This is a genomic window from Bacteroides luti (assembly GCF_900128905.1).
Lineage (GTDB): Bacteria > Bacteroidota > Bacteroidia > Bacteroidales > Bacteroidaceae > Bacteroides > Bacteroides luti.
Map to the genome: position 1 here is coordinate 183,636 of NZ_FQTV01000008.1, position 19,979 is coordinate 203,614.

At 34.9% G+C, this 19,979-nt stretch carries 14 protein-coding genes; 2 read left to right on the forward strand and 12 right to left on the reverse strand.

Annotated elements, in window-relative coordinates:
* The first annotated feature begins 235 nt into the window (after positions 1-235).
* The gene (locus BUC21_RS09245; RefSeq protein ID WP_073401512.1) at positions 236-571 is read left to right on the forward strand and encodes a hypothetical protein; all 336 of its coding nucleotides are present in this window, start codon (positions 236-238) and stop codon (positions 569-571) included.
* A gap of 144 nt (positions 572-715) precedes the next feature.
* On the opposite strand, the gene BUC21_RS09250 is transcribed toward BUC21_RS09245, so the two are convergent.
* The 6 genes from BUC21_RS09250 to BUC21_RS09275 form a co-directional block, all read right to left on the reverse strand.
* Positions 716-1,276: a DUF3575 domain-containing protein gene (locus BUC21_RS09250; protein WP_073401514.1), complete on the reverse strand. Its 561-nt coding sequence runs from the start codon at positions 1,274-1,276 to the stop codon at positions 716-718.
* An 8-nt stretch (positions 1,277-1,284) separates the two neighbouring features.
* Complete coding sequence (locus BUC21_RS09255) at positions 1,285-4,113, reverse strand: hypothetical protein (RefSeq protein WP_073401516.1); 2,829 nt, start codon at positions 4,111-4,113, stop codon at positions 1,285-1,287.
* Between the two features lie 43 nt (positions 4,114-4,156).
* Positions 4,157-6,259 (reverse strand): carboxypeptidase-like regulatory domain-containing protein, encoded by a 2,103-nt coding sequence (locus BUC21_RS09260; protein WP_073401518.1) that lies wholly within the window; start codon positions 6,257-6,259, stop codon positions 4,157-4,159.
* 392 nt (positions 6,260-6,651) lie between these two features.
* A complete protein-coding gene (locus BUC21_RS09265) occupies positions 6,652-7,158 on the reverse strand; it encodes a DUF3836 domain-containing protein (RefSeq protein WP_073401520.1) in 507 nt (168 codons plus the stop codon).
* A gap of 485 nt (positions 7,159-7,643) precedes the next feature.
* Positions 7,644-10,763 carry an ABC transporter substrate binding protein gene (locus BUC21_RS09270; protein WP_083547664.1) on the reverse strand — a complete coding sequence of 1,040 codons (3,120 nt, stop codon included), beginning with the start codon at positions 10,761-10,763 and terminating at the stop codon, positions 7,644-7,646.
* A gap of 183 nt (positions 10,764-10,946) precedes the next feature.
* Positions 10,947-11,549, reverse strand: a complete 603-nt coding sequence (locus tag BUC21_RS09275) for a nitroreductase family protein (RefSeq protein WP_073401525.1) — start codon at positions 11,547-11,549, stop codon at positions 10,947-10,949.
* Positions 11,550-11,908: 359 nt separating this feature from the next.
* On the opposite strand from BUC21_RS09275, the gene BUC21_RS09280 reads away from it, so the two are divergent.
* The gene (locus BUC21_RS09280; protein ID WP_073401527.1) at positions 11,909-12,430 is read left to right on the forward strand and encodes a ferritin; all 522 of its coding nucleotides are present in this window, start codon (positions 11,909-11,911) and stop codon (positions 12,428-12,430) included.
* Positions 12,431-12,902: 472 nt separating this feature from the next.
* Here BUC21_RS09280 and BUC21_RS09285 read toward each other — a convergent pair whose 3' ends face one another.
* The 6 genes from BUC21_RS09285 to BUC21_RS09310 form a co-directional block, all read right to left on the reverse strand.
* Entirely contained in the window at positions 12,903-14,066 is a 1,164-nt protein-coding gene (locus BUC21_RS09285) for a hypothetical protein (protein WP_139261366.1), read from the reverse strand.
* A 33-nt stretch (positions 14,067-14,099) separates the two neighbouring features.
* Complete coding sequence (locus BUC21_RS09290; RefSeq protein WP_245797086.1) at positions 14,100-14,807, reverse strand: ABC transporter ATP-binding protein; 708 nt, start codon at positions 14,805-14,807, stop codon at positions 14,100-14,102.
* A 9-nt stretch (positions 14,808-14,816) separates the two neighbouring features.
* Positions 14,817-16,034, reverse strand: coding sequence for an ABC transporter permease (locus BUC21_RS09295; RefSeq protein ID WP_073401531.1), 1,218 nt, complete (start codon positions 16,032-16,034; stop codon positions 14,817-14,819).
* An 11-nt stretch (positions 16,035-16,045) separates the two neighbouring features.
* Positions 16,046-17,266, reverse strand: a complete 1,221-nt coding sequence (locus BUC21_RS09300; protein ID WP_073401533.1) for an ABC transporter permease — start codon at positions 17,264-17,266, stop codon at positions 16,046-16,048.
* A 6-nt stretch (positions 17,267-17,272) separates the two neighbouring features.
* A complete protein-coding gene (locus BUC21_RS09305) occupies positions 17,273-18,043 on the reverse strand; it encodes an outer membrane lipoprotein-sorting protein (protein WP_073401535.1) in 771 nt (256 codons plus the stop codon).
* Between the two features lie 166 nt (positions 18,044-18,209).
* A complete protein-coding gene (locus BUC21_RS09310) occupies positions 18,210-19,502 on the reverse strand; it encodes a hypothetical protein (RefSeq protein WP_139261368.1) in 1,293 nt (430 codons plus the stop codon).
* Positions 19,503-19,979: the final 477 nt, after the last annotated feature.

The following is a 19,979-nucleotide window of genomic DNA, read 5'->3' on the forward strand; positions in this document are numbered from 1 at the left end:
TCACATACATTATTAAAGAGCATTAAAACCAAGCATTTCTTATAAACATAAAAAAGCTTTAAACTGATAGCATACTAGAGATAAAATTAATAGAATTGTAATATATCATTTATTTAAAACTATAATTTATATATTTATTTAATATCTTCAAATACAAAATATTTTCTCGATTTTCTTTTAATTTTCAAATAAATAACATACATTTACAAAACAAAACCTTATTAATTGCAAAACTATGAACTCACCGCAAAAGGAAGCTGCTAAAATTATTAAATTGGCCTATAAAAATGGAGGAAGTATCAATTTATCTGTGCTAAAGTTTACAAATAATAAAGATAAGATTGCTTCTGAAGTAACTCACATTTTATCTGCGTATGGCTACATGACCTCAAATGCCGTGGATAGCAATTTTGGCTGGGAGATATACAAACTTAGTGAAAAAGGAATGGAACTTGCTAAAAAAGGTGTATTCAATGAAAATCCTGAAAATATTCTTTCTACAAGATACATCGCTTTATTTGCATTAGTGGCATTCATTATTACCTTTATCGTTATTTCAGCTATTAGCTAATTAGGTTTCAAAAAGATGCATCTTATAATATAAATATATTCTAAGAAATAAAGAAAGGGATTATTTGTAAATACCACCAAATCCCCCTTAGGGAAGTATTTGTCTATAACGACTCTTTCAATATTGAAACGCGCTGCAATAATTTTAGAACAACAAATAAGATATAGATACTCCTAATTTCAAAGGAGCTAATATTGTTTTATCTGTATTGGGAGATAGCGGTTTTACATCGCCATTGACATACTCAAAACAGCGATATTTCAATAAACCTGCTCCAACAGAGGTTTCTATGTTCCATCTGCGACTGATAACCCAATCAAAACCATAAGTAAAACCTGCTGCAACTGCATCGCCATCATAACAAGTATTGTCCATCTTAAGATTATAATTGACTGCAAATGTGGTAAGTCCTACATAATGACGTGCCATAGGGCGACTAAACCAATAACGTAATTCGGGCGCAACTTGCAAGAATTTCAAATTGTTGTCATCAATCTTTGTGGAGAAATTGGCTGTTGTGCCTAAGTCTAGAGTAAAGTGCCTGGAAAGACGAAATTCAGCTTCTATATTCGGAGATAACGTTGCCCAATATAGTGTATTGGTTTTAAGAGCTATTCTTTGTGCCATGGCTATAGTGCCACACGAAAGTAAGAATGAAACAAAAAGTAATCTACCAAGATTTCTATTTAATATTAATGCTAACATAATCGTTTTTATAAATTGTAATTAATACCCACCATAAATTCTCCGATTGCTCTTCCACGTCGGTTATAGCTTTTATCAATAGACTTGTTATAGAGATTAAGCGCCGGTTCCAAAGTAAGGTCAATCTTCCTGGATAATGCTATTTTAGTCTGAACTCCCATTTTCAGGCCTAACGGAATAGTTAAATCAAATCCTTTTTTGGAAGCTAAATTAATACTTGTACCAACGACTCCCAGAAACTCAAGCTTTCTATCCATGTCATTTCCTGCAGCAAGCGTTGTTAAATTAGCCATATAATCGGCATTAAAAGCAGTAACAACTACATCAGAACTTGTTGTATTGGTAAGTTCTTTTCTATTCAATCCTAACCTAAAGTAGGAAACTGGTGATACCCTCTTACCAATAGCTAATGTGTACATTCCCGACAAATCTTTTGCCTTAAGATCTCCATTGTTAAACGATCCGCCATATCCTCCTATTCCCAGACTAGCAGAAACAAAATACTTGGAATGATCATCTTTAGCGAAATCTTGTGCATAAGCTATTTTCTCTGAAGACAATTTATAGTTCAAACCAATCTGAACGTTCATCACATCTTTTGCACCATTATTTCTAAATCTGCTACGAACTGTTGCTTTAGGTTCAATAAATAAATCAACAGTGGGAGATGCTTTGAAAACCACTTGCCCTCCGGCACTGATACCAGGAACAAAATCCAATGACCGGCGTTCGTAATCAACACCAGCATTTATTCCGGCAAATGCATTTAAGTTTAACCTCCTGTCAGGATCGTAACCAAATGCCATAGTTGATAAACTCAACATGTAATCAGCCTCAGCACCACCATACAGATACTTCAAAGCATTTTCTTGCCTGTATTCTCCATTCATGCCCAATCTCCATCCTGCAACAGGATTAATCCATTTGCCAAATGCCATCTGTCCCGAAAAGCCAAAAGCGTTGGCACGTTTTATGTGAGTAGCCAGAAAATTGGTTCCTGCTGAAAAAGCAAAATATGAATTGCTTTTATTATCATTCCTGAATAAAGACTTTTGTTTCGCGCTACAATCTTTTAATCGTAAATTTACACCTCCCATAAGTGCCAGTACCCCGTCCATCTTTGCAAAATGAATACTCCTTTCAGCAAAGTTATCTGAGTATAAACGCAACTGAGGTTCTATGAACAAGCCAAACGATGGAGTAACATTCCACAATCCCTGCAAAGAGACTTCACCTCCTAAGTATGTTTTACGATTAAGTGAAGAAGAACGGAAAGCCAGATTTACACCAGCGGCACCAATCAAATCAAATTTCCGGTCTAGATCGTATCCATTCATCAAAGAGGTTATATTAAACAGATAATCGGCACCAATCGTAGCAATTTTAGCTCCAGGTTGCTTGTCGCTTTTCCATAGTTTTCCCAAGTCGGCAGATAATCTCAATCCAGAAATTCCGGTAAACCATTTACCTACATATAAAGAAGCTCTGGGATCTACATTATTTTTATAAAATGCAGCCTGCTTCATCGGTGAATTAAATCCGTAAGCAATTCCTATAAACGTATTATCCGCCAAGCTGCTATTTTCCATATTTTTCTTTGTAGAACTCAATTTTTGTGGGTTAGAATTTAATTCAAATCCTGCATTAATCATAAAATTAGCACGACTATAATATTCACCATTTAAACCTGTTGCATAGTATTGACCAGGATAGTAATTTACGCGCGGTTCCAAGAAGAAGCAAAATTCATCAGAAAGTTTGAAAGACGCTTTTAAGCCAGCACCCACGCCAAACAAGTTTTGATCTTTTTCATTTCTAAGATAATCGTAATTAAATCCGGTTACAGCAGTCAGATTAAAGAATCTACAGTGATTATACCCATAAAACATATTACTTAGATTCAGTAGATAATCAGCCTGCAGACCAAGCGCCTTTACCTTACTTTTTGTTACCGGATATTTAAATACAGCAGCTTTACCAGTCAGCCTTGCACCAGAATAAGGGGAAAACCATTTTCCCATGCCAGCAAAGAAATTACCTCCGGCATACCTGTCGAGATCAGAACATCCCGGAGCAATTAGTCCACCAATTCCTAAGCCTGAAAACAGAAATATATTATCCTTGAATGATGATAAATGGAACTTATCTGTGTAGCGTTTGTTTATAGGAGTAGTTCTAAACTCAATACCAGCCACTAAAGAACCTGCAATGTTATAATCACGCCAGCTATCAGTAAAATCAAGATTATCTGAATAAATACCGATACGAGGTTCAATGAAGAATACACTTCCAAAATTCAATGCATAACGTGCCTGCAGTCCGGCCCGAAAACCATAAGATCCACTATACCCCTTTTCGAATTGAGGGAACAAATATTCACCACCTGCTATTCCCAGCAATTCAAACTTTCTGACTGCATTAAAATCTTTTGCCAAAGCAGATAAATTCATTAAATAATCCAGACTTACGCCCACCCCTTTCACCCTAACAAGCTCACCTAGAGGATATGCATTGTAATATTTACCAAACAGACTCATACGAGCCCCATGAATAGGTGTAAACCATTGACCTAAAGACACTCCAAGTTCAGCACCAGGATACTTAATCCCATTTGTAATGCCCGGAACCAAAGCAAACGATGAACCACCATAAATTTGAAAAAAAGAATGACTGATAGAATCATTTCCTTCGAAACTCTTAAATTTTGGAACTTTTTGTAACCTATACTTTTGATAATCTATATATGATCCTTTGTTCTGTGCACCAATATTGGTAAGTAAAAATAAAAGTATTATTGCAGAAAGTATTTTTTTGTGTTTGTATTGTGTTGATATCATGTAATAGTTAGTTTTATCATGGCAATTTTATTATTCCTATTTATCACTCTCCGTCTTTCATAGATGTATTTTTCTTATTATTTTGAGAAATAACATCTTTCAGCAAGTCAATGATGTCAGCATCATTTTCTGCTATACGATTATAGGAAGGATCTTTTTCAATGGCAGCTTTCAGTAAATCCATAGCTTCCATATACAACATCGCATTAGAGTTAATGTCAGTAGCTTCTTTTGATACCCTGTTTGCACAAATAGCCTTTATATAAAGATTCTCTGCAGTATCATCCGTTAGTGCTTTTGACTCTTTATAAGCTGTATTATTTCTTTTCATAGCCAAAAGCATCACTACCTCATTTAGTTTGCCGGAAGACTTGACTATTTCAAAATTTTCATCATTAAAACGATGATTTAGCACATCTGTATACGCTCTTATCTGACGCGTTTTCTCATTGTCGGCAATAAAATCAACAAGTGAATCGGCCTTGGAGAATTGTCTTTCGTACAACAGTGTAGCTAGCTGATTGAGATTAACTTGTTCAGGCGCTTTCTCACCAGCAAAGTGCTCTAATATTTTTGAGTCACCAGCTCCTCTTCTCAGACAAAGAGCCGAAAGATCACAGGCAGCGGCTGTGAATTTAGGATATACCTCGAGTGCACGTCTGATTATCATTTCACTTTTTAGGGAATCCTTTTCACTTCTATAAAGCTTGAAGAATTCAAACTTGGTGAGATCCTTATAGTTCTTTTCATACAACTCTCTGATTTCCTGAGCTGTTAAAGAACGATAAACCTTAAAAGAAAAGTAATACTCAACCTTACGGAGTTTAGGCAGATATTTATCTGCAATGGTCTTGAAATAAGAAAGTTTAAAAATCTTTCTTCCCTGTGTATCAATGCTCTTAGGATATTTCTGAATAATATCCTTAATCTCATTGGCCTGAGCCGTTAAAGAGTCCTTATACATCAAATCGGCAACACTATTCCAGTCGTCTACATCCGATGTTTTTTTAAGAGTAATGTTGGAACGTGTTCCTTCCGAAAGAACACTCAAAATCTCCTTCATGGCAACACTCATACGCTCTGAAGCCAACTTTTTGTTTCTTTCATAATTACCCTCCGGAGAGGCATAACCGTTAATTTCAAAAGAGGTAAGTTGCGCATCCGGATTACTTTCAAGTTCCTTGAGTTTGGCTTTCAATAAATTAAGATCGGTCACAGTAGCAGAATCCTGAAGATCCAGATTTGACTTTCCAAGAGGGAATTTAAGACGCATTTCATCTCTATCATCTCGTAGCTGAGGTTCATCTAAAGGGAATAAGGTAGAATCGCTCAATAGTTCACCACCAAATTTAAACTTCAGGAATTTCAAAGGATTCACTAAGCCTTTGGCTATTATTGCTGTATCGCTATAAAGAATGCGATTATAATCCTCTACCGATTGAACTGCATCACAACGCCAGGAATCATTTGAATTATCCATATAAAGAGAGTCCACGTATGGAATTCGCTCCCCTTCTTTCTTTACTATATAATCAGCAAGCGGATCGTGTTTAATATCAAAATCATACATACGTGTCTGAGTGATATTATATTCTCGCCCATCCAAAGAGATTGGTTTCAGAAAATACTTTCTATTTTTCGTTTCATTGAATACGTAAGGCTGCATAACCAAACGATTATCTGAAGCAAACCTCACATTAGGACTGATAGAGGTTCTTATAATAGCCCAATTACCATGAATTTCTATATTAGTAGGTTCAATAACCGGATCTTTTTTCTTTTTTAATTTCCCGCTAACCACAATTTCCTGAATCATTTGTGCCTTTTTCTTCATGACAACATTGATTTTCAACTGCCCTTTCACATTGACAATCTCTGTGCCATAATTCATATGGGTAAACTTAAGCTGTCCGTTGTTCTTTACCTTGATGGTATATTGTCCATCCTCATTAGTGCTCACAGATAAATTATCTTTTACGTTTGTAACGTTCACTCGGACAACAGGCTCTCCTGCTTCATTAAGAACAGTTCCACGTACGTTTATTATCTGAGCATTTACAGGTGTTAGAATTAACAATAGAAAAAGGAATATCAAATTCTTAATCTGATATTCCTTAACTTGATTTTCTAAATCGCATTGGTCCATATATACAAGTCAAGTCTTTGTTTATTTGTGTTGCTATAATGATATTATTCTAGTATTTCCTAGAACTAAAAACAAATATAGATTATTATTTTATATATTTAGTTTAAAAAAACATAATTAACCATCTATAAATCAACTATTTGTAAACATAAAGCAAACAAGTATTTTAATAATAAACCCCTCCAATTATCCTCCCATTTTAATACAATACAATTACAATTTTATTTCTAACATACTATATTCTCATATATCTCTTAATTCAAGAGTAAAATAAAAAATGACATATATTCCTGAATCTTATGAGCCAATTTCGTTAAATAAAAAAAAGAGGCTATGTCAAAGTAACATAACCTCTTATTCTATATTTCAGAAAGTGTCTAGCTTCTCTTTACTTAATTATTGTCACTAACCAGTAATTTGATGTAATTTTCAAATTTAGCACCGTCAATTACTTCCCATTTTTCAGTTTTATCATTCCATTTAAAAGAGAAATAATCAGTGAAGTCTTTTCCGGCAACTTGATAATAAATAGCTTTTTGCTTGTTCAGTGAAAAATCTTTTTTTCTGTTATTCCACTGTGCATATTCCTGAATCTGGTTTCCATCTACAGTTGTTGCAGTGAACTGATAGTATGGAGTCCATGTTCTATTAGTTTCATTCCAGCGATAAGCCAACTTAGTCTTTGACAATCCATTCTCACTAGTCGAAAATTCATATTTCAAATAAGGAGTTATTAATCCAGAAATTGAATCGTACAAAGAAACAATTTCCATTTCATCGCTTTTGTTATAGACAAAAGATTTAGAGTTACGAGCTTCTGCTGCTATAGAGCAAACAAACAATAGACAAATAGCTATGCTACTTACTAATGAACGACTACTAAACATTATCTTTTTCATAATTACAAAATTTAAAAGTTATTCTTATTGGTTTTTATTTAATTCAACTATTATGTCAAAAGCATAAACCAGTGAACTTATCAAACTGGTATTAAATATCTTTTTGATATTAAAATATACTATTAAATAAATTAATGTTAGACATTAATAACACAAATACCATCAATAAAGTATACTTTGCTATCATTTTGCCCGAAAGATAAAAACTTAATCTGATAAAAAAAAGAAATCACAAATAAAATTGCATATTTTTAAAATAAATATTCGAATTGATTAAAAAACAATGGTATAACTTCTATAAAGTAACTATAGATGTCCCTTTATAGAAGTTATTATAAAATATAAGATGAGTAAAAAAGAAAAGATTTTTAGTCCTTCAATATGTTATCAATTACGCGGAAGGTGCATACAAATTATAAAAACAGAGAGCTATACAAGAAACAATTAATAATGCATGAAAATATTAAGTAATTTCCTCAATTAGCTTAGTCTACCTTTAATAATGCAGCTATTTTATCCTTTAGCAAAGAAGCATAAATAGGTTTAGCAACAAAGTCGTTAAACCCCTTATTGCGTATTATAGACTGATCTTCCTCCGAAGCATAAGCAGTTACAGCTATTACCGGTACATTTTCTGATAATTCTCTAATTTTCTGAAATGATTCATAACCATTTAATATAGGCATTTTAATATCCATTAAAACTAAATCGGGCAAATTTTCTCTGAATAATCGAACAGCTTCTTCTCCATTCCAGGCATGTATCAGGTTATATTCTTTGCCTAGTATGGCCTCTGCCAGTTTATAATTGCTGACATCATCTTCAGCAACAAGTAATGTTGCTTTCTTGTCTTTATTTTCAGATTGGACTACTTTTGCAACAGGCTTTTTTTCTTCAGATGGGATTACTGGATTGTATGGTAAAGTAATCCAAAAAGTAGATCCTACTCCCACTTCAGATTGAACATTTATTTCACCACCTAATTTATGAACAATCGAAGCACTTATCGCCAATCCAAGTCCAGTCCCCTGGGCAAAAGCATCTAACTTAATAAAGCGGTCAAATATTGTGCCTAATTTATCCTCAGGAATACCACACCCTGTATCTGTTACGTAGAAATACAGCTGATCTTTTTTAAGTTGATAGCCAAAGTTGATACTACCCTGTTTGGTAAACTTAATAGCATTTGAAATAAAATTATTAATAACCTGAGCCAATCGATTTCTATCTGTATTTATAATACACTCCGAAAGTCTGTTTTCAAATGATATTCTAACAGTATCCTGATCTACTTTCAATTTAGAGGATTGTTCTATTTCGCTTAACAGACTATTAATATCTACATCTGAATAAATAAATTCTAAAGTTCCGGCTTCTATTTTAGACAAATCGAGAATATCATTTATCAGTTGCAGTAACATTCTGTTATTATTTTCTATAATATCTGCAAACTTAGCATGTTCTTCATTGCCTTGATTAACCATTGCCAATATTCTCGAGAATCCCACAATTGCATTCAAAGGAGTACGTATTTCGTGACTCATATTTGCCAGGAAAGCAGACTTCAATCTATTCGATTCTTCAGCTTTATCTTTAGCCTCCAAGAGCGCCTGCTCTATTTCCTTTCTCTTTGTAATATCTATAGAAGACCCTATAACAATTAGGGGATTGCCATTATCATTCCATTCACTGACAACACCATGCATTGCACACCATTTATAATCCTTACCGAAATTATCAATCCGAAAATCAAGATCAAATCTATCGGTTTTACCATTCAACACTTTTTCAAACTCATCCTTCAATCGTTCCTTATCGTCAGGGTGAACTCTCGCAAAGGTTTCATCAATAGTCGTAACAGAACTCTTTCTTTCGATATCACTATTCACATTATTCAAGAAATCATAATCAACAGAAATTATATTCTTTTGAATGTCTAACGTCCATGGCAGAATATCTCCGGCTTCCATTACTAAATGAAGATGACGATTATTTAGCTCCAATTTATGTTGAATAGCCTTTAATTCTGTAATATCCCATCTTGTAGCTAAGATGTAAGAAGTATGATCTGTCCTTTGAATAATTGATTTAATAACACTTGTAGAACGAATCGTATTGCGCAAAAACACTTCTTCATCATAGTTAAGAATGCCTCCATTTTTTACTAGATCCAAATCTTTTTCGTTATTCTTTCTTCCAACTTCTTCACCAAAGATTTCAAGGTCTGTTTTTCCTATAACATCCTCACTCTTAATTCCGGTTAATTCTTCCGCTTTCTTGTTCCAGTATTTATAACGAATATCTTTTCCAACCTCTTTAACAAAGAGTGGAATTGGAATATTGTCAAAAATTGAATCTAATAATAATTTAAGGTCCTGATTATTATGATACAATTCTTTGTATTGTGATAGCAAAGAGATTTCTCTTTCTCTAATCTTTTTTATTTTCATCAAATATCCTATTCTTAATAGGAAGCCAAGAATTACAAGCAGAGATAAAAAAGAAATAATATAAAAAGTACTTTTATATTTCTGATATACACTAAGTGGCTTTTGATAATAAACGGCATCTTTAGGCAGCAGCTTACTATCAATTCCCGACTGAAGTAAATATTCATAATTCAAATGTGCTTTTTCTTCATTCATGTTTTGAAATGGGATTTCTTTCGCATCTTTTCCGTCTAAGATCTGCAATAGTAACTCAACTGTTTTTTTTCCAAAATCATTGCAAGTAGAAAACACTCCACCAGCATAAGTGCCGTTATCAATGCCAATATCCACCAAGCCAAAAACGGGCGTATTTGTGAAGCTGCCAATTATTCTCTGTACTTCATTAATAGAATAATCTTTTTTTAGTTTGCTGGATTGATCAACATACCATCCATAACTCAACACTACTGTTTGTTTATCCATATATGATAAAGAATCCAGTAAATCGTGCGGATCAATGTCTTTCAGACTTAAAGAGATTCCCTTTAACTCAGGATAGAATTTTGCCATTACGTATTTAAATGAAGCCAGACCATAAGCACTAACAAACCGCTTGTCTGAGATGAATGCTATCTTTTTCATTTCAGGCATCAGCGTTTTCATTAACTTTATTGTTTCCTTTATATGAAGTGAATGGAATACTCCCGTAACATTAAATCCTTTTGCAGCTTCCATATAAGGAATCATTTTTATAGAATTAATATCTTTACCGGAAATGAGATCCTCAAGAGAAATGGTGTAATTTCTCACAGTAGTAAGAACAACAGGGATATCACGCCACGATTGTGGCAAAGTGCTACGATAGGCAATCCACCCCGCATCTCCAATTATAACTACAGCTCTTGGTTTTGAAGGATAATTTTTATACAATTCTCCCATTGTTTCATAAGCATCCTGCAGTGAAGTAAATCTGCAATTATCAAGATATTCAAGATTTATTGCAATATTCTTTTTCGCATACAAATCATTTGTTATCACGTTTTGTATTCTTTCCGGCCATTTATTACCTTCACTATACGAATTAATGATTAATACAAAACTATTGTGGACTGCTTCGGCTTTTACGCTGAAAAGCAAGAAGACAAACATTAGCTGGACAAACCTATACCGTTTCATTTTTGTGTTTGAGTTTAATTTTCCTGGTCAACTTGGCCTATAATTATCTACAATAATAGTTAAATATAATCTTAAAAACAAAAAAAAATAGACAATATTACAATATCTATATACAAAAATAGTTCCAAAGAAGAATTGAACTTCTTTGGAACTATTAATAACTATTCTGAGAATAATTTAAGTTTACTTGAACACTTTCACCCGTTCATCAATTGGTTGGAAACTTTTTTCGCCCGGACCTTGTGTAGGAACTCCAAAAGGCATTTGGGCAACCAGTTTCCAGGTAGATGGAAGATTCCATGTTTTAACAACTTCTTCATCAATCAATGGATTATAATGCTGAAGAGATGCTCCGAATCCGGCTTCCTCAAGCATAGTCCATATAGCAAATTGATGCATGGCCGAAGTGTGGTTTGACCAAACAGGGAAATTATCTGAATAAGCAGGAAAAGCATCTTGCAACCCTTTTACTACAGACTGGTCTTCAAAGTAAAGCACAGTACCATATCCGGCAGCAAATGAACCATCAATCTTATCTTCTGTACTTTTAAAAGCCTCAGCCGGAACAATCTTACGAAGTGTTTCTTTAGTAATTTCCCATATTTTTTTATGATTTTCTCCTAATAAAAGAACCACTCTGGTGGATTGTGAATTAAATGACGAAGGTACATGAGTAACTGCAAATTTAACTATATCTTCTATTTCCTTATCTGAGATAAGCGATTTATTACTTATTGTATAATACGTTCTGCGATTTTGCAAAGCTTCTTTAAAATTTAGTGCCATAATATTATCTCCTAATTTTTATTTGTAGAACAATCTTTAAACGTTGAATATTTGTTTTCACTTATCGGTGAATTTTGATATTCTGATTTCCCCAAATATATAAAAAATTTGGTCTATATTTAATCTCAACGAATTTATTTATCATAAAATTACATTATTTACACTGGATATCAGATTATTGTAATAGCGAAACGCCTTCTCAGTTATAAATAAAATATAAATATGTTACTAAAGGAATCGTAGAATCAAATAAAAGTATATATTTGTATATAAGTAAAATTACTATTTTAAGGTAGTTACAAGAGGTCTTTAAAAAGAGAATCTTTAATCTAATTATAAACATTAATAAATTTACTGCTATGAAACTAAAAGAAAAAGTTGAGAGTATTCTTAATAAACAAATTAATGCTGAGTTCTGGTCAGCATATCTGTATCTCTCCATGTCTGCATGGTTTCAGGAAAAAGGTTTAAAAGGCTTTGCCAACTGGATGTTTGTGCAATATCAGGAAGAAAACACCCATGCCATTAAGCTTTATAACTTTGTGATTGAGCGTCAGGGCTCTGTAAAACTTCAACCTATAGGTGCCGTACCGTCTGATTGGGAAGATATACGCACACTGATGGAAGATGTCTACAAACATGAATGTTTAGTTACGGAAATGATTTACGATTGCATTGAAGTAGCCGAAGCTGAAAAAGATCGTGCAACAATGAGCATGCTTCAATGGTTCGTTGACGAACAGATTGAAGAGGAAGCTAATACTGATGACATAATTAATCAGCTGAAGCTTATTGGTAATGATGGTCAGGCTATTTATCTTCTCGATAAAGAACTGGGATCACGCGTTTTTGTTGATTCTACTCAATCTGCAGGAGCATAATCATAAATAAATTATAAAGTAAATGCCTCTATTAGAGGTATAAGTAATGAAGAATCCCAAAGAACAACTACATTCTTTGGGGTTCTTTTTAATATTTATTGGAATTATTCTATTACTTTTTTTGCATCCTTGTACAAAAGAATGCAATCTTCTGTACAAAACAATTAATTCTTCTGTACAAAAGAAAGATTTGTTTTGTACAAGAATTCAGAAAGATTATTCCTATAAAATTTTAAATTACCCGAGAGAAAAAATAGACTTCCCTGCAACTCTAATTAAAACTGGAGTGACGAATTTGAAGGTGCTAGATTGCTAGATCACTGCTAGATCAAATTAATTTGATCTAGCGCCACTTACTTATTCATTTCCAAAGAGTTACAGTCCTACTGCTAGATTGCTAGATCAATTTTGCAAAATAACATTTCTGGAGAGTATAATATTCTGGTCACAAACATTCCCGCATCCCTTAAGACTAAAAACTTTGCTTTAACCGAACATATACAAAGTTCAGATTCTGCCTGAATATGTCCTGCTCTGTATACCTCAACAACTGACCAATGAAAGATAATTCCAGGTTATTGCTAAGCGAAAACTTCACAGTAGGAATTATAAAAACCAGCTTACCCTGGGGATTTCCGATAGCAGCCAGTGAGCAATTTATTAATGGTGTAACGGGGTATGAAGCTGAACAGAACAACGAGAAGTCTGGTAAAAAGAGATTCTTTGCACTTAGGTTTGTAGAGGTAAGCTGATCTATTGAGAACATATCTTTTGAATTCTTATTTCCGTTATAAAGCACTTCCGTTTGTAGAAACAGCGAGTTCCTGAATGTATAATTGTAGCCTGTAGAAACAAGGAAGACTCCTTTATGATCCATAAAATGACTCAAAGGTTTGAAATAACTCGCTTCACCCGTAAAACCACCATCAGCAATTTGTCCGGACCATCCGGTGCCAACAATAAAGTCGGCATCATCTACCATTCCTGCTATAAACTGAATGTCATAATTCCAGCGGTTAAAGCGATAGAGAGCAGCCAAAGTAGTTTCTTTTTGTTTGTTTAGTTTCGCTGCAAACTCAACAACCGAAGTGGGATTGAGAAAATATTGCAGCCTTACTGCATCGCTTCCGGGTTTCTCTTCGTAATCGAAATCGAAATAAGAATAGTTATTGAAAATATCGTTGGGATTCCATACCAGATTCTGCCCCCAGTTTATGCGCTGCCTCCCTCCGGTAATCTGTAGTTTACTGTTGGAATATTGCACCCAAAAGCGGTCTACCGAAGTATTGAGGAGATACTTCTTGCCCTTAAACCAGTTTTCAGATAAGCGAACAACTCCGTTGTCATACTCAAACGTTTCACTATAACCGGGAAAACGATTCAGCATGGTTCCATACAAGAAACGATTGGCGAGCTCTAGTGAAGTGGTAAACTTTGGAGTGATAAACCACTTAAAGTTCAGTCGGTTATTAATCATATTCGAGTTTATCCAGGTCGAACTAAAATCTTTGAAGATAAAAGATTGCATATCCTTTACATATCCATTAAACGTGACTTTATTCACTTTAACAGAATCCTGAGCGGTAAGAAAGACAGGAATAAAAAACAGCAATAAAAACAATCCTTTAGGTTTCATATTTCCAAAGCTCATTTTAGATAAACATCCTTATTATAGGACTTTTTCTCTCAGCACATCTTCAATTACCTTGCCATCTTCAATCGTAATAATCCTTCGGGCCTTTTTCATCACCCTTGCATCATGGGTTGAGAAAATAAAGGTGATATTCTCTTCTCTATTCAGCTTTTCCATTATATCCAGCAGATTTTCTGCCGACTTAGAATCCAGATTGGCAGTTGGTTCATCGGCCAGTATAAACTTTGGTTTAGATGCCAGCGCTCTTGCCACCGCCACACGCTGCTGCTCGCCTCCCGACAATTTATTCGGGCGACTATTTGTTTTATTCATGAGCCCCACAGCCTCAATAAGTTCCAAAGCTCTTTTCTCTATATCTTCTTTATCTCTTCCCTGAAGCTGCAAAATAAACTCAATATTTTCTTTCGTAGTAAGCACCGGAATCAAGTTGTACGACTGAAAAACAAAACCGATATTATGCATTCTGAAATCAGTCTTCTTCCAATTGCTTAGTCCGGTAATATTCACCCCGTCTACTATAACAGTTCCATCGGTAGGGCTATCGAGCCCGCCAATAATATTGAGCAAGGTAGTTTTACCCGAACCCGAAGGTCCTACAATAGCAACAAACTCTTCTTGCTGAAAAGACAAGTCGATACCATTCAATGCCTGAAACGGCATTGTTTTAATGTCATAAATCTTGGTAATTCCTTTTATCTCAATAATGTTCATAACAATATTCATTTCAGATAATTATTTTGTTCGTGTAGCATCCGCCGGATTCAGCTTCAAAGCCTTGTACGCAGGATATAAAGTGGAAAATATCCCTGTAAGTACAACCATCAAGGCTGTATAAACAATCATATTCAATTCTATTTTCGGATAAATCATTGATGAATAACCAATACTTTTGTAAGCTTCTTCCCAGAAATATAGATTTAACCCAGCCTTTTCAAGATATCTGCAAAGAAGATAGCCACAGATAATTCCAATAAATCCACCCGTGATAGAAAGATACAACGTTTCGAGCATCAGCATCAGAAAGATCCTGACTTTATTCATGCCAATAGCCATCAGCATACCCAATTCCTTAACTCTTTCGAGCACAGCCATAAGCATTGTATTAATTATACCAAAACACAATGCCAGCATAATAACAAGTACGAAAATATACAGATATTGATTCATTGCACTAATCAAATAGCCGGCTTCGGGACTCAGTTGCGTCCAGTCCTGAATATCCAATTCGGGATAATTGAATTTCAAAACATTTGTAACAATACCCGAGTTGCTATCTTTATCCACCAGAACAGCAATCTCGTGAGCTTCCGTTGTTTTCAGTCCCGTGAGTGTACAAAGATCATTGTATCGGGTAAACACCGTCATCTCGTCGAACATGGAATTATCTGTTTCAAATATACCTACTACCCTGAAAGCACCACCAGTAATATTCATCTGCGCATCCTGCAACGTGATAACTACTTTCTTATTCAGCCCAACCTTCAACTTCTCTGCCAGTTTCTTGCCAATAACTATTGCATTCTTTCTATTACTTTTCAGAAAAGAACCTTCAATCATTTTATCGCCAATATTGGTTACTGTCCGCTCTATATCAGGCATCACTCCCAGAATCTTCACTCCGGTATTTGCTTCGGCAGAAGCAATCATAGAAGTAATGACCAAACGTTTACTCACCCCCTTTATATGATCTACCTTACTTACCCACTGCACAACATTATCCGCATCGGGTATCCGGCTCGAGAAATCACTGTTGGCCAGGAAATCCGGATTATGCATCTGCACAGAAGATATTTCTGTATGAATAATAGCTTGCAAACGAGCATCGACCATCCCATTCATGAAAGCAATCATAAACACTCCGGCAAAAACTCCCAAAGCCACAGCAGCAATCACTGTAGAGCTCCGCAGTTTATTTCTCCAGACATTTTTCCATGATAAGACTCCAAGCATGACTCCTTATTTTAATTATGCAAAGCATTTGTAATCTTTAAATTCCAGATATTAAATACAGGATAAATCCCTATAGCCAGTGTAAACAGAAAAACAATCAACGCCTGTTTTAAGAAAATCAACGGGTCAAGAGAAAAGAACATCACCGGATCAAAACCCATTTCCAGCATCATCTCGGCAGCTTGTCCGGTAAACGGAATGGGATGGTAATAATAGTAGCCTAGGACAGGAATGCTTGCAATAATACCCGTTATAGCCCCTACCATACCAATAAAAACAGTTTCGAGCAACACCACCAGTATTAACTTATGTTTCTGCATACCCACAGCCATTACAACACCAAACTCCTTTTGCCGCTCAGCCATCATCATTACAATCGTTCCAAAAATTCCAAATGCAATAATCAGATAGAGTAAATCTACTATAATCACTGCACTGCCCCGATCGCTTTCAATCTGCTTCATTAGCAGTTCATTCATTTCTTCCCAGTCCATCACTTCAAGATCGGTGGGCAAGTTACGCAAAAGCACATCCTTAGTTTCGGCCACTTCTTTATTATCGTGCACCATAATCGCCATTGAAGTAAGCAGTCCGGGAGCAGAAAACAATTCCTGACATTTACCGATATCCATCACAACCAGCGTTCTGTCCAGTTCGGGAGAAGGATGTTTAATAATGCCACGAACCAGAAACTTGCCGGCAGCACTTGTTCCATGATACCCCTGACCAATAAGAACCAGCGTATCATTTACGCTTAGTTTAAGAAACTTTGCCAGTACACTACCCAAAACCACTCCCTCATCTCCACTCTTAAGATAGCTGCCCAGCCTCATCTTTCCCGAAATATTAGTTATCTTATCTTCCTTTTCCGGATTCACTCCCATTATCATCACTCCCTTCGTATAATCTTCGGACGAAGCCAGACAGAATGTTTCAAAACGAGGAGTGTAAAGAGTAATATGGCTATTTTTATCAAGGACCGATTCTATCGTTTTATTAAGTTCGAACGAATTATTGATAATCTTATCATTCCAATAACCTTTCTTGTGAATTTGAATGTGACTTGTGTAAGAATTGACTATAGCCCTGATGTATTGATCGTAAGATCCTTCCTGCATAGAACGCATAAAAGAAGAGAGAACGACTCCGAAGAATACCGAAGCCGAAGTTATAATTGTTCTGCGCTTGTTTCGCCACAAGTTCCGCCATGCCAATTTTACAAATTGTGCCATCTCCACTTATTTTATGCGCTGACTTGCATTCTTCATATTCTGTTGCGAGAAGAAACTGTCATCTATCGGCTTATCGTATACCAGACTCTTAATCTCCAAAACCGTTTTATTATTTTTCTTGTCAACGGGAACAATTTCCATTCTTGTAGGAATCTCCCTATCGCCCATTTTCTTTATTTCCGAAGCATTCAAAATGTTTATCAGCGTCATATCTTCATCGTAATATTCCGCCTTCCATTGATTAAACCCATCTTCGGTAATCCATAAAATGACTTTTCCCCAGGTTACTGCAGCTTCCGGAAGAGGCATCATTTCTATTTTATAGCAAGACATACCTCTTACCACTTCCTTACCCAGCAATTTATGCGTGTAATCCTGAATAATAGACGATTCTTTTATAAGATCGTCATTTGTAAAATCAGATCCCATCCATGATTGCAGCATCATGGAAGGTGGAATCTTAATCATCCTTTCAATAGAAGGAAGCCAGTTCCACATCTCCGTTTTAATTTTCAGGAACACCTGCCCTTTCTCCTTTGCCGGTGCCGTAATAATAATCATCGACAGTTTACGTCCCTTCTCCCAGCTCTTCATGGTAATCGACCGGCTCCAAGTAGGCCTGATTATAGTCATGGTACTTTCACCCTGACTGGTTTTTCCACGAGCCTTTTCATCTGATTTTGTTACTATCTCTTTGGCCGTCAGCACTTGTGCACGAATACTCATTCCTGCAATAAACAAACTAAATACCAAAAATAGAATAAGCCTTTTTAGCATATATACAGATTTTAATTGGATTAGATTTATAAAAAAAACAGTATAGATTATGGTTAAATCTATACTGTTAAAACAATCTGTCAGTAAAAACGTTCAAACGAAAGCTAGAACCAACAAATTATAAATCAGCTAAATTGCTGATTTATATGTTAAACTAGAGAGAGAATTAGAAAAACGAATAAGTCAGCGTTAATGAATAGTTTCCTTTCCATTTTTTTGAATAATCTATTCCCGTTGAATTAGTCTTGTCAAAAGTAAGACTCGCATTACCCAACAAACGGAATTGGGGAGATATGTAATAGTAAGCAGATAGAGCCAAGTTAGTTAGCGATCGGTAACGTATTTTATCTTCATCATTCAATAATAGTGATTCTTCAATACCCAAATTAAGATTAGTGCGCGAATTTGGATAATAACCAAATGAATAACCAGCAGCAATATTACCCCAACGAGAATCATAAGTATTATCAAACTCATTATGCAATTTGTAGTGATTGTAATTTGCTGTAACCGAAGCAAAAGCTGAGCGTTGCCAGTAAAGATTCACTGGTTTCTCATACTGGTATGATATTTTTGCACTAACACCTTTATTATCAGTCCATGTATTATAACCATATTGTTCACTGTAGCTATACTGAGGAATTATCTCTGCACTTATTTCACTTCCGGCATCTCTGCTAAACGAACAGCCATACATCCAATAATCGTACAAAGTAGTAAAGTACTTTGCTCCCGATTCCTGTACATAACCATTGTAAACAAGGAAAGAGTCGACCTTGGAAACTTCATCGATCAAATGTAGTCGGCTATCCAGAAAACGTTTATTCTTCACAGACGATATTACCTGAGCAAACCGGTTCACTTCATCATCAGAAAGATGAGTTGTGATGACTCCTTTTTTAGACAATTCATCCAGTATATAAACAGCTTGTCGTGCATCCTGAACAGGTTCTATCCTGCCCCATCCAATACCTAATTGAGGAGCTATATTAAACTGCAACGTTTTATTTGCCGAAGCATCATTATGCTTATAATTACTAAACATTAAGGAAGCATTTCCTCCGACCTTCCAGAAGCTCTTATCTGAATTATAAAATTTCGATGAATTAGAATACGATGTATTGAGCGAAAAAGATCTTAATTTATCGTTGTCAGTAGTACCCGAAGAAGCACTGTTACCTTGAATTCCAAAATCGAATACCTGTTCACCTATAAATCTGCGATTATTCACATAGTTCCTAAACTCGGTATTAGCCATCCCATTCAGCAGATATGCATCCTTGTTTAACTGGTTAGTAGCAAATTCTCCATTAGAATAAAACTGAAAATCAAGAGAACTTCGTTTAATATCCGGCGTTTTATAGCTTCCCAGATTATAACTGTCATAGTTTTGTGCCAGAATATTGACGCTCTGCCCCAACATCAACATCGATAAGATTGTGCAAATGTGTTTATTCATAATTCTTGTTATTTTAATATTAGCACAATTTTAAGCATTAAATATTTACGAACAAAACAATAACAAGTATAATTATAAAGATAAACAAATATTTAGGATAACTCCTATTACAGGATAGGGAATACCCCAAATTAAAAGGGATTTTATTATAAAACAGTCTTCATTACATTTTTTTATCATCACTAATTTAATACAGATACAACTAAATTATTTTTTATTTGTAGTATCAAAGCTATCCCTTCTTTTAAGAATAGCAAAAAGCAGAAACATTTAATTAACTAGTTTGTTTCAATATAGATGGAATAAATAGAATTATAGGGGAATATATAGAACTAAACTCGCAACTAATGTTTACCTAAAAGCAATGAAAAAGATATTTATAACCCGTTGGCGGAATTAATTCACTAAAAAATGTTAGAAAATAAGTTGTGCATATTATTGATTTTTAGTATTTTAATGGTGACCAAACTATTAATA